This is a genomic window from Inhella gelatinilytica (assembly GCF_016093295.1).
GTDB classification, from domain to species: Bacteria; Pseudomonadota; Gammaproteobacteria; order Burkholderiales; family Burkholderiaceae_C; genus Inhella; species Inhella gelatinilytica.
Map to the genome: position 1 here is coordinate 333,452 of NZ_JAEDAL010000003.1, position 12,517 is coordinate 345,968.

Sequence of the window (12,517 nt, forward strand, 5' to 3'; positions counted from 1 at the left end):
CTCAGCGCTTACGCGCCGTCAATCGTTCGACCCAATCCACTTCGGCAGGCGCCAGTCGCACCTCGATCCAACGCCGCAGCGCCTCGCTCAGGCCCCGCTCCAAGGGACGCTGGGTACTCACCACAACCACCACCCGCCCGCTCGGCAAGACCGCCGCCTCCACGCCCGCAATCGCGGGGCTCAGGGCACGCAATTCGGCCTCAAGCCGCTGGCGCAGCTCCGGCGTCAGCTGGGCCGCTGCGGGTGCGGACGCAGCCGCCGAAGCGGCCGAGGCCGCCGAAGCGGCCGAGGCCGCCGCCTCCAGCGGCTGAACCCGCCGCTCCAGTTCCTGAACCCGGCTGGAGAGCAGTCGGGACATCTCTTCATTGAACTCCCGGCGCAACTGGCCCAGGTCCGGCAGTTCGTCGCCCGCCCGACGCACCAGCACATGCGTGCCCGGCACGCCCGCCGCTGCCGTGGCCGTAGGGGCCAGCTTGAGCAAGCGCTCCTCCGCCTCTTTGCCCACGACGGTCAGCACGACACGCCGATGCGCCGGATCGATCTGGGCGTTGAACACCGCCGCACCGCTCGCACTTTCCATGGCCCGGATGGCCTCGCGCGCGGCGCGCTGAAACAACTCTCCCTGCACCAGTCGGTAGCCCAACCAGACGCTGGGGCCCAGCACGGCCACGAGGATGAGGCCGATGATCCAGCGGTGGCGGGTCCGGGTCGCGGCTTCGATCTGGCCCAGCGGCTGGAGCTTCAGCAGCCGGGCCACAGCGAGGGTGGCGGCCGCGATGAAGACGCCGTTGATGACAAACAGATAGAGCGCCCCGCCAGCCAGGTCCCAGCGCCGTGTAGCGATGCCGAAGCCCACCGTGCACAGCGGCGGCATCAGTGCCGTGGCGATGGCCACACCAGGCACGATGTTGCTGAAGTTGCGCCGCGTGGCGGCCACCATGCCCGCGGCCCCGCCAAAGGCCGCGATCAGCACGTCCCAGAGCGTCGGCTGCGTTCGTGCCAGCAACTCGCTGCCGGGCTGATCCAGCGGGCTGACCAGGAAGTACAGGGTCGAGGTGCAGAGACTGAGCAGCACGAAGACGCCGAGCCGGCTCGCCGCCAGGCGGATCAGGCCGAGATCGGCCACCGCCGCGGCGTAGCCCATGCCCACAATCGGCCCCATCAGGGGCGAGATCAGCATGGCGCCGATGATGACGGCGGTGCTGTTGACGTTCAGGCCCACCGAGGCGATCAGGATGGCGAACATGAGCACCCAGAGGTTGGTGCCCTTGACGCGGGAGCCACTGCGCATGGCTTCGTCAATGTCCTCCGGATCGGCCTGATCGGGCCGGAGGTCAAACCAGTGACCCAGTCGCTTGACCATGAGCGAGCCTCAGAGCGGAATGTTGCCGTGCTTGCGCCACGGGTTCTCGAGCTTCTTGTCCTTGAGCATCTTGAGCGAACGACAAATGCGCTGGCGGGTTTCGTGGGGTTGGATCACGTCGTCGATGTAGCCGCGCTCGGCCGCCACAAAGGGGTTGGCGAAGCGGGCCTTGTACTCGGCTTCGCGGGCCGCCAGCTTTTCCGGATCGCCCTTGTCCTCGCGGAAGATGATCTCCACTGCGCCCTTGGCGCCCATCACCGCAATCTCGGCATTGGGCCAGGCGAAGTTGACGTCGCCGCGCAGATGCTTGGAGGCCATCACGTCATAGGCGCCGCCATAGGCCTTGCGGGTGATCACGGTGATCTTGGGCACCGTGCACTCCGCGTAGGCGTATAGCAACTTGGCGCCATGCTTGATGATGCCGCCGTACTCTTGGGAAGTGCCCGGCATGAAACCCGGCACATCGACGAAGGTCACCACGGGAATGTGGAAGGCGTCGCAGAAGCGCACAAAGCGTGCGGCCTTGATGCTGCTCTTGATGTCCAAACAGCCGGCCAAAACCAAGGGCTGGTTGGCCACGATGCCGACCGTGCCGCCTTCCATGCGCGCAAAGCCGGTGACGATGTTCTTGGCGTACTCCGGCTGCAATTCAAAGAAGTCGCCATCGTCCACCACCTTGGTGATCAGCTCCTTGATGTCGTAGGGCTGATTGGGGTTCGCCGGCACCAGGGTATCCAGCGAGTCGTCGCGACGCCCGGCCGGGTCGCCACTGGGGCGAACGGGGGGCTTCTCGCGGTTGGAGAGCGGCAGGTAATTGAAGAATCGGCGCAGCATCAAGAGCGCCTCGACGTCATTCTCAAAGGCCAAATCCGCCACCCCGCTCTTGCTGGTGTGGGTGCTGGCGCCGCCCAGTTCCTCAGCGGTGACTTCTTCATGCGTCACCGTCTTCACCACCTCGGGGCCGGTGACAAACATGTAAGAGCTGTCCTTCACCATGAAGATGAAGTCGGTGATGGCCGGGCTATAGACCGCGCCGCCCGCGCTGGGGCCCATGATCAGGCTGATCTGCGGGATCACGCCCGAGGCCATCACATTGCGCTGAAACACCTCGGCGTAGCCACCGAGCGAGGCCACCCCTTCTTGGATGCGGGCGCCGCCCGAATCGTTCAAGCCGATGACAGGCGCGCCCACCTTCATCGCTTGGTCCATGACCTTGCAGATCTTCTCGGCATGGGCTTCAGACAAAGCGCCGCCAAACACCGTGAAGTCCTGGCTGTAGGCAAACGCGAGGCGGCCGTTGATGGTGCCGTAGCCCGTGACCACGCCGTCACCCGGGATGTGGTTCGCGTCCATGCCGAAGTCCACGCAGCGGTGCTGCACGAACATGTCTCACTCCTCGAAGGAGCCTTCATCGAACAGCAACTCCAAGCGCTCGCGGGCCGTCAGCTTGCCCTTCTTGTGTTGCGCAGCAATGCGTTTTTCACCCCCGCCCAGGCGCGCTGCAGCACGCTTGGACTCCAGCAACTTCTGGATGTCATCCATGGGTCTTCACTCCTAAAAATTCATTCAGCAGCGTACGCGCTGCGGTGGAGGCGGCCAGACGACCGGCGTGCACCTCGTCCTTCAACTGGGGCCATTGGGCCGCTACCGCCGGATGCGTGGCAAAGGCCTGGTGCAAGCCTTCTTCAATGCGTTCCTGCAGCCACTCCAAATCTTGGGCATGGCGCCGTGCGTCGAACTGTCCAGCTTGGCCTTGCTGCGTTTTGTGGCGATGCACCGCCGCCCAGAACTCAGCCACGCCCTCGCCGCTCACCGCGCTGCCTTGCAGCACCTCGGGCAACCCCTGTGCGCCATGGGCCTGGTTGTGCAGGCGTAAAGAGGAGACGATTTGCGCCCGCGCCCGCATCGCGGCCTTCGGGTCCAGGTCAGCCTTGTTGATGAAGATCAGGTCGGCCAGCTCCATCACGCCCTTCTTCAGCGCCTGCAGGTCGTCGCCGGCGTTGGGCAGTTGCAGGAGCGCGAAGCAATCGGTCATACCGGCCACCGCCACTTCGCTCTGGCCCACACCGACGGTTTCGACCAGCACCACATCAAAGCCCGCAGCCTCACACAGGCGCATCACCTCGCGCGTGTGGGACGCCACGCCCCCCAGGGTGCCACGGCTGGGGCTGGGGCGGATGAAGGCATTCGGCTCGATGGCGAGCTTTTCCATGCGCGTCTTATCGCCCAGGATGGAGCCGCCGGAGACGGAGCTGCTCGGGTCCACCGCCAGCACGGCCACCTTGAGGCCTTGGCCGACCAGGTGCAGGCCCAAGCTTTCCACAAAACTGCTCTTGCCCACCCCCGGCACGCCGGAGAGGCCCACGCGCACCGCGCCGCCGCTGAAGGGCAAGGCCGCGGTCAGCAGCGCATCGGCCTGGGCGCGATGCTCTGGCCGCGAGGACTCCAGCAAGGTGATGGCCTTGGCCAAGGCACGGCGGCGCTGAGCCGGCTGCCCTTCGCGCAAGGCTTGAAGGCTCAGATTCACGCAGCGACCGCGGCGCGGATGTTCTTCAGCACGTCCCGAGCGGCGTCGGGAATCGCCGTGCCGGGACCATAGATCCCCTTGACGCCTTGGGCGTAGAGGAATTCGTAGTCCTGCGCCGGGATCACGCCGCCGACGAAAACGATGATGTCCTCGCCACCCTGCTCCTTCAGCGCCTGCACGATGGCGGGCACCAGGGTTTTATGACCGGCGGCGAGCGTCGAGACGCCGACCGCGTGCACATCGTTCTCGATGGCCTGGCGGGCGCATTCTTCAGGCGTTTGGAACAGGGCACCGATGTCCACGTCGAAACCCAGGTCAGCAAACGCTGAGGCCACCACCTTGGCGCCGCGGTCGTGCCCGTCCTGGCCGAGCTTGGCGATCATCACGCGCGGGCGGCGGCCCTGATCCGTCTCGAACGCGGCCACGTCTGCGGTGAGCTTCGTCCACTCTTCGGGCGCGGTATAGGCGCCGGCATAGACGCCGCTGACCTTGTGCGTGTCCGCACGGTGGCGGCCCCACACCGACTCCAGCGCATCGCTGACCTCACCCACGGTGCAACGCACCCGCATGGCCTGAATGCTCAAAGCCAGCAAATTTCCCTCGCCGCTCTTGGCGGCCACGGTCAGGGCCTCAAGCGCCGACTGCACGGCCGCCGCGTTGCGGCTGGCCTTGATCTGCCCCAGGCGGGCGACTTGGGCCTCGCGCACTTTGACGTTGTCGATCTCCAAGATCTCGACTGGGTCTTCCTTGGCCAGCTTGTATTTGTTGACGCCGACGATCACATCGGCACCGGAGTCGATGCGCGCCTGCTTTTGCGCGGCGCTGGCCTCGATCTGCAGTTTGGCCCAGCCGCTGTTGACGGCCTGGGTCATGCCGCCCTGGCGCTCCACTTCCTCGATCAGCTCCCAGGCCTTGTCGGCCAGGTCCTGGGTCAGCTTTTCCATCATGTAGCTGCCGGCCCAGGGGTCGACCACCTTGGTGATCTGGGTTTCTTCTTGCAGGATCAGCTGGGTATTGCGCGCAATGCGGGCCGAGAACTCAGTCGGCAGGGCGATCGCCTCGTCAAAGCTGTTGGTGTGCAGGCTCTGCGTGCCACCGAACACCGCGGCCATGGCTTCAATCGCGGTGCGCACCACGTTGTTGTACGGGTCCTGCGCGGTCAGGCTCCAGCCCGAGGTCTGGCAGTGGGTGCGCAACATCAGGCTCTTGGGGTCCTGGGCACCGAAGTCCTTCATGATCCGGCACCACAACAGGCGTGCGGCGCGCAGCTTGGCCACTTCCAGATAGAAGTTCATGCCGATGGCGAAGAAAAAGCTCAGGCGCGGCGCGAAGGCATCGACCTGCAGGCCGCGCTTCACCGCTGTGCGCACGTATTCCATGCCATCGGCCAGGGTGAAGGCCAGCTCGATCGCCTGGTTGGCGCCGGCTTCCTGCATGTGATAGCCGGAGATCGAGATGCTGTTGAACCTCGGCATCTCGGCGGCCGTGTGGGCCATGATGTCCGCAATGATCCGCATCGAGGGCTCGGGCGGATAGATGTAGGTGTTGCGGACCATGAACTCCTTGAGGATGTCGTTCTGAATGGTCCCCGACAGCTTTTCGGGCGGCACGCCCTGCTCCTCCGCCGCCACCACGTAAGACGCCAGAACGGGCAACACCGCGCCATTCATGGTCATGCTCACCGAAACCTTGTCAAGCGGAATGCCGTCAAACAAGATCTTCATGTCCTCGACCGAGTCAATGGCCACGCCGGCCTTGCCCACATCGCCCACGACTCGAGGGTGGTCGCTGTCGTAACCGCGGTGGGTGGCCAGATCGAAGGCCACCGACACGCCCTGCCCACCCGCCGCCAGCGCCTTGCGGTAGAAGGCATTGCTCTCTTCGGCCGTGGAAAAACCGGCGTACTGGCGGATGGTCCAGGGCCGCACCGCGTACATCGTGGCCTGCGGCCCGCGCAGGAAGGGCTCAAACCCCGGCAGGGTGTCGATATGTGGCAGCTCCGAAACATCGGCCGCGGTGTAAAGCGGCTTGACCGTAATGCCCTCGGGCGTGAGCCAGTTCAGCTGATTCACATCACCACCGGGCGCCGACTTGGCGGCGGCACGTTGCCAGCGCTGCAAGTCGTCCGGCGTCAAAGAGGGCTTGGGGGTGGATTCGGACATAAAGGACTCCTGCAATGCCGCCATCATAGCGTTCAAATTATTCATAATTATGAATGCACAATATCGTGAATCGCGAACCACGCCTCTCTTGAGCGACCCCATGCACGAACCGCCCCCGCCCCTGGCGCATCGCGCGCTGTACGAAGAAGTCGCTGACCATGTTCGCCAGCGAATCCTGGCGCGTCAACTGGAACCGGGGGGCTGGATCGACGAATTGGCGCTATGCCGCGAATTGGGGATCAGCCGCACGCCCATGCGCGAAGCACTCAAGGTCCTCGCCGCTGAAGGCCTGGTCACCATGCGCGTGCGCCGCGGCGCCTATGTCACCGAAATGAGTGAGCGGGATGTTCGAGAGGCGTATCAGCTCCTGGCGCTGCTGGAGGCCGACGCAGCCGCCCAACTGGCCAAGCGTCTGACCGACGTTGACAAACAAGAATTGGCAACCTTGCACAGGGACCTGGAGTCCGCCGCCGGCAACCGCGATGCCTTTTTCTTGGCCAACGAGCGCTTCCATCTGCGTCTCTTGGAAATGGAAGGCAACCGTCTGCGTCAACAGATGGTGCAGGATTTGCGGCGCCTGATGAAGCTAAACCGACATCACTCCCTCTTCCACCAAGGGCGGCTGGATGAATCACTCCAGGAACACCGGGACATCCTCAGCGCCTTGATCGCCAACGACGCCCCGCTGGCGGCCGAGCGCATGCGTGCGCATTTCCTCTCCAGCTTGAGAACCCTGCATCCTTCTTATTGAGGGCACTCATTGATAGGTGTTTACCCCTATTTCTCGAAATAAGCCCAAAAAACCCGTAAAGATTCCCGGACAAGCATCCGAAGGAAGGCCGACGATCCGGCAAAGGCCAACCCTTCAGTGGTGGGCGCAACCCCTGTTTGCGCTCACCGAGTTTGTGCAACTTATCCAGTCTGGCTCACCATGGCATCACTCATCACCTCACTGACCTCTGACCAGATTGCGGGCCTGAGCACAAAGACCATCGCCAATTTGGTCAGCGAAGACTGGGCAGCGTTCAATTCCGACCAGATCAAAGCCCTGACGACGCTGCAGATGCCTGCGCTGTCCAGTCAGGCACTGAACTGGCTGGGGACCGATCAGATTGCCGCGTTTGAGTCGAGCGATTTGGCTCGATTGACGACTGCGGCACTGCGAGGGCTCGGGTCTGATGACCTGCGTGCGCTCGGTACCGACCAGATTGACGGCTTCACCACATCGCAGTTGTCCAGTCTGACCACCACACAGTTGGTTGGTTTGGAGTCCGACGATTTTGTCGCGTTCAATTCCGCTGACCTGCGTGCGCTCGGTACCGGTGCGATGTCGGCATTGGGCACCGACCAACTCTCAGGCCTGGACTCCAGCCAGTGGGCGGCCCTGACCAGCTCCCAGATCACTGCCCTTGGGACTGCCAACGTAGCGGCGATCACCAGCGAAGACCTCGCAGCCATGAGCTCGGTGCAACTTGCGGGGCTCACCTCGTCCCAGGTTCAAGCGCTGGACACCACTCAGCTGGCCGGCATGGAGTCAACGGACTTGGCCACGCTCGGGACCGGCCAACTCCGGGGGCTAGATTCCGATGACATCACCGCCCTCACCACGGCACAACTGGACGGACTGACGACGCTACAAATCAGTAGCCTGTCCTCGATTCAGGTAAAGGGTTTTGAGTCCGACGATCTGGCGGCATTCAGCACATCCGACCTGCGGGGGTTCACCACCCAGCAGATTCCAGCCATGGGCACGGACCAGCTCACGGGACTGGACTCCTCTCAATGGGCTTCATTGACCAGTACTCAAGTCACGGCCTTGGGGACAGCTGGCGTCGCTGCACTGACCAGTGAAGACATCGCCGCAATGACGTCGGTGCAGTTCACCGGCGTCAGCTCCGCTCAAATCCAGGCGCTGGACACCACGCAGTTGGCCGGCCTCGAATCGACGGACCTGAGCAAGCTCACCACTAGTCAGCTGAGAGGCTTGGATTCAGCAGACATCACTGCCCTCACGACGGACCAATTGGAGGGTCTAACCACCACTCAAATCGCCAGCTTGAGTACCGCTCAGGTTAAAGGCCTGGAGTCCGACGACTTTGTCACCTTTAGCTCTGTTGACTTGAAGGCCATCACCACGGCGCAAGTCAGCGCCTTGGGCACCGAACAGTTGGATGGCTTAGACAGCACGCAGTGGGCGGCGTTGACCAGCAACCAGATGACCGCGCTGGGCACCACCGGTGTGGCCGCCCTGAACAGCGATGACATCACCGCACTCACCTCGAGCCAGTTTTCGGGATTCACATCTGCTCAGATTCAAGCGCTGGACACGGTCCAATTGGCAGGACTCGAGTCCATCGATCTGAGCCGCCTCAGCACTCTCCAAATTCGCGGGCTAGACTCCGCCGACTTCACGGCGCTGTCGTCAGACCAGTTGGATGGCTTGAACAGCGCTCAGATTGCGAGCCTGACCACCGTACAGCCTTTGGGCCTGGAATCCATTGACTTTGCGGCCTTCAATTCGGGCGAATTGCGGTCCTTTACGTCAGCGCAAATTGCCGCCATGACGACGGACCAATTGGCCGGGCTCACCTCCACGCAGATCGGCCAGTTGCAAACGAGCCAGCTGCGAGGGCTTGATTCTGACGACATCACGTCGCTCTCTACCGATCAGTTGGGGGGCCTGACCTCGGCTCAGATCTCGAGTCTCTCGACCCTCCAGATCAAGGGCCTGCAGTCGGACGATTTGGCATCGTTCACCTCAGCGGATTTGCGCGCGTTCACGACGGTGCAGATCGCGGCGATGGGAACGGACCAGCTGGAAGGGCTGAGCTCCGATCAGTGGGCGACGCTGGCGAGCAATCAAATCTCAGCCTTGGGAACGGCGGGGGTCGCCGCACTGACCAGCGAAGACTTGGCCGCGATGACCTCTGTGCAGCTGACCGGCATGACGTCGGCTCAGATCGCTGCGCTTGACACCACCCAACTCGCGGGTCTGGAGTCGGTAGATCTGGCCAAGCTCAGCTCCGTACAAGTTAAGGGATTGGACTCGGACGACATCGCCGCCCTCACCTCCGTTCAGTTGGATGGGCTGACCTCAAGCCAGATCGCCAGCCTCAGCACGGCCCAGGTCGTGGGCTTGGGTTCCGACGATTTCGGGGCCTTCAACTCCCTTGAACTGCGCGCTTTCACCTCCAGTCAACTGGGCGCACTGGGCACCGAGCAATTGGCCGGTTTGACCTCCGACCAAATGGGTCAACTGACGACGACTCAATTGCGCGGCCTGGATTCCGCCGACATCACGGCGCTGACCACCGACCAATTGAACGGCCTCACGTCCGCGCAGATCGCCAGCCTGACTTCGGTTCAGGTGAAGGGCATCGAATCGGATGACTTCGCGTCCTTCAGCTCCGCAGATTTGCGCGCGTTCACCACCGCACAAATCGCAGCAATGGGTTCGGAACAGCTCGTGGGCTTGGATTCCAGTCAGTGGGCCACCCTCGCCAGCCAACAAGTGACCGCGCTAGGCACGGCGGGTGTCGCCGCGCTGAACAGCGACGACATCGCGGCGATGGGCTCGGCACAACTGGCCGGCATGACCTCGGCCCAGATTCAGGCCTTGGACACGGTGCAATTGGCGGGGCTTGAGTCCGTCGATTTGGCCAAACTGACCAGCATTCAGCTTCGAGGCCTGGATTCGGCTGACCTCAATGCCCTGTCGACCACACAATTGGATGGCCTGACGTCGACTCAGATTTCCAGTCTCACGACACTGCAAGTCAAGGGCTTGGAGTCCGATGACCTGGCGGCGTTCAATTCTGCCGATCTGCGCGCATTTACAACCGCTCAAATTGCGGCGATGGGCACTGAGCAGCTCGATGGGCTGAGTTCAGACCAATGGGCTACCTTGGCCAGCACCCAAATCACGGCGCTGGGGACGGCGGGAGTTGCCGCCCTTTCCAGTGATGACATCGCAGCGATGGGTTCCACCCAGTTCGCAGGCATGACCTCGGCCCAAATTCAGGCACTGGACACGACGCAGTTGGCCGGGCTTGAGTCGGCGGATCTGGGCAAACTGACTTCGATCCAGATCAAAGGATTGGATTCGGACGATATTTCTTCACTGACGTCCAGCCAACTGGATGGCTTGAACTCAAGCCAGATTGCTAGTTTGACGACGCTGCAGGTGGCCGGGCTGGCCTCTGATGATTTCGCTGCATTTAACTCCTCGGAGTTGCGCGCCTTTACCTCCAGTCAGATTGGCGCCCTGGGCACGGAGCAACTGGCCGGTCTGACCTCCGATCAAGTCGGACAGCTGGCCACCGTGCAATTGCGCGGATTGGATTCGGCGGACATCAGTTCGTTGACCACCGATCATCTCAGCGGCCTGACCTCGGCGCAGATCGCGAGTCTGACTTCAGTGCAAGTTAAGGGCATTGAGTCAGACGACTTCGTGGCGTTCAACTCCAACGATTTGCGGGCGTTCACCACCAGCCAGATCGCTGCGATGGGCACCGAACAATTGGTGGGCTTGGACTCCGCTCAGTGGTCCAGTTTGGCAAGCACCCAGGTGACTGCCCTGGGAACGGCAGGCGTCGCAGCGCTGAACAGCGACGACATCGGGGCCATGAGTTCGGTTCAATTCGCCGGCATGACCTCGGCCCAGATCCAAGCGCTGGATACAGTTCAGTTGGCTGGGCTCGAGTCTGCCGACTTGGCCAAGCTGAGCACGGTGCAGATCAAGGGGCTGGAGTCCTCGGACATCACCGCCCTCACATCGGTGCAGCTTGACGGCTTGACGAGCTCACAAATCAACAGTCTGACGACGGTCCAGCCGCAGGGCCTGGAGTCTGAAGACTTCGCCGTTTTCAACTCTCTGGAACTGCGGGCCTTCACGTCCGCCCAGATTGCTGCGTTGAACACGTTGCAGCTGGCGGGTTTGACTTCGGACCAGATGGCTCAGTTGACGACGCTGCAACTGCGAGGCCTTGATTCGGACGACATCAAGGCGTTCACCACCGATCACATCGGCGGCCTCACGTCCTCGCAAATCGCCAGCCTAACATCCGTGCAGATCAAGGGACTGGAGTCCGATGACTTGGCATCGCTCAGCTCGTCGGATCTGCGGGCCTTCACGACCTCGCAAGTTGCCGCGCTGGGAACGGAACAGTTGGACGGATTGAGTTCGGATCAATGGGCCACACTGGCCAGCAACCAAATCACCGCATTGGGGACGGCAGGGGTTGCAGCCCTGAACAGTGACGATCTTGCCGCCATGAGCTCCGTGCAGTTGGCGGGCATGAACTCCGCACAGCTCCGGGCGCTGGACACCACCCAGCTGGCTGGTTTGGAATCCCAAGACCTCGGCACCATGTCGACGACGCAGTTGCGAGGGCTGGAGTCGGACGATATCGCGGCCATGACGACCGACCAACTGGCCGGGTTGACGTCTGCACAAATTGCGAGCCTGACCACCGCTCAAGTCAAGGGCCTGGAATCGGATGATCTGGCCTCCTTTGGCTCCGCCGATCTGCGCGCCTTTACGACGGCTCAGATTGCGGCGATGGGCACTGAGCAGCTTGACGGTCTGTCCTCTGATCAATGGGCCACTTTGGCCAGCAGTCAAGTGACCGCTTTGGGAACAGCAGGGGTTGCGGCGCTCAACAGCGATGACATCGCGGCGATGGGTTCGACCCAATTCGCAGGCATGACCTCCGCCCAAATTCAGGCCCTGGACACCACGCAGCTCGCTGGTTTGGAATCCGCGGATTTGGCCAAGCTGACGAGCGTGCAAGTCAAGGGGCTGGACTCCGACGATTTGAGCGCCCTCACGTCTGTTCAATTGGATGGCCTTACGTCCAGTCAAATTGCCAGTCTGACGACGGCGCAAGTGGTTGGCCTTGCGTCGGAGGACTTTGCCGCCTTCAACTCGACGGAGCTACGGGCCTTCACGTCGGCACACCTGGCCGCGCTGAGCACGGATCAGCTGGCGGGCTTGACCTCCGATCAAGTGGGAAAACTGAGTACGACGCAGTTGCGCGGCCTGGATTCTGACGACCTCACGGCCTTCTCGACCGATCAAGTGGGCGGTTTGACGTCCGCTCAGATCGCCAGCTTGACCACCGCGCAGGTCAAGGGGATCGAGTCCGACGATTTCTCGACGTTCAACTCGGTGGACCTGCGGGCGCTCACGACAGCCCAAATCGCGGCGCTTGGTACCGAGCAACTGGACGGGCTGGACTCCAGTCAATGGTCCACGCTCGCCAGCAATCAAATTACTGCCTTGGGCACCACGGGCGTCGCTGCACTGAACAGCGATGACATTGGCGCGATGAGCTCAATGCAGTTCGCTGGGCTCACCTCCGCCCAATTGCAGGCGCTGGACACGACGCAATTGGCGGGCTTGGAGTCCGCTGATCTCGGGAAGTTCACGACGGTGCAACTGAAGGGTCTGGAGTCTGACGACAT

Annotated in this window: 4 protein-coding genes and 2 pseudogenes; 2 read left to right on the top strand and 4 right to left on the bottom strand. The window is 62.6% G+C overall.

Annotated features, from left to right (window positions below):
- Nucleotide 1: 1 nt before the first annotated feature.
- From I7X43_RS09565 to scpA, 4 genes and pseudogenes are all read right to left on the bottom strand, one after another.
- On the bottom strand, nt 2-1,363 hold the full coding sequence (locus I7X43_RS09565; protein ID WP_198100698.1) for a DUF389 domain-containing protein: 1,362 nt from the start codon (nt 1,361-1,363) through the stop codon (nt 2-4).
- Between the two features lie 9 nt (nt 1,364-1,372).
- Nucleotides 1,373-2,905 (bottom strand): annotated as a pseudogene (locus tag I7X43_RS09570) (acyl-CoA carboxylase subunit beta).
- On the bottom strand, nt 2,898-3,884 hold the full coding sequence (meaB, locus tag I7X43_RS09575; protein WP_198100728.1) for a methylmalonyl Co-A mutase-associated GTPase MeaB: 987 nt from the start codon (nt 3,882-3,884) through the stop codon (nt 2,898-2,900). Before meaB ends, I7X43_RS09570 begins: the two are co-directional and overlap by 8 nt.
- Before the next feature lie 2 nt (nt 3,885-3,886).
- Nucleotides 3,887-6,052 (bottom strand): methylmalonyl-CoA mutase, encoded by a 2,166-nt coding sequence (scpA, locus tag I7X43_RS09580; protein WP_198100699.1) that lies wholly within the window; start codon nt 6,050-6,052, stop codon nt 3,887-3,889.
- Between the two features lie 100 nt (nt 6,053-6,152).
- Between scpA and I7X43_RS09585 the strand changes: the two genes are divergently transcribed.
- Together I7X43_RS09585 and I7X43_RS09590 are read left to right on the top strand one after the other, a co-directional pair.
- Nucleotides 6,153-6,803, top strand: coding sequence for a GntR family transcriptional regulator (locus I7X43_RS09585; RefSeq protein ID WP_198100700.1), 651 nt, complete (start codon nt 6,153-6,155; stop codon nt 6,801-6,803).
- 180 nt (nt 6,804-6,983) lie between these two features.
- Nucleotides 6,984-12,517: pseudogene (locus tag I7X43_RS09590) on the top strand (hypothetical protein); the annotation flags it as partial.

Excerpts from the sequence above, each read along its gene's own strand:
- I7X43_RS09585 (WP_198100700.1), top strand. The coding sequence starts at position 6,153 with ATGCACGAACCGCCCCCGCCCCTGGCGCATCGCGCGCTGTACGAAGAA.
- I7X43_RS09565 (WP_198100698.1), bottom strand. The coding sequence starts at position 1,363 with ATGGTCAAGCGACTGGGTCACTGGTTTGACCTCCGGCCCGATCAGGCC.
- scpA (WP_198100699.1), bottom strand. The coding sequence starts at position 6,052 with ATGTCCGAATCCACCCCCAAGCCCTCTTTGACGCCGGACGACTTGCAG.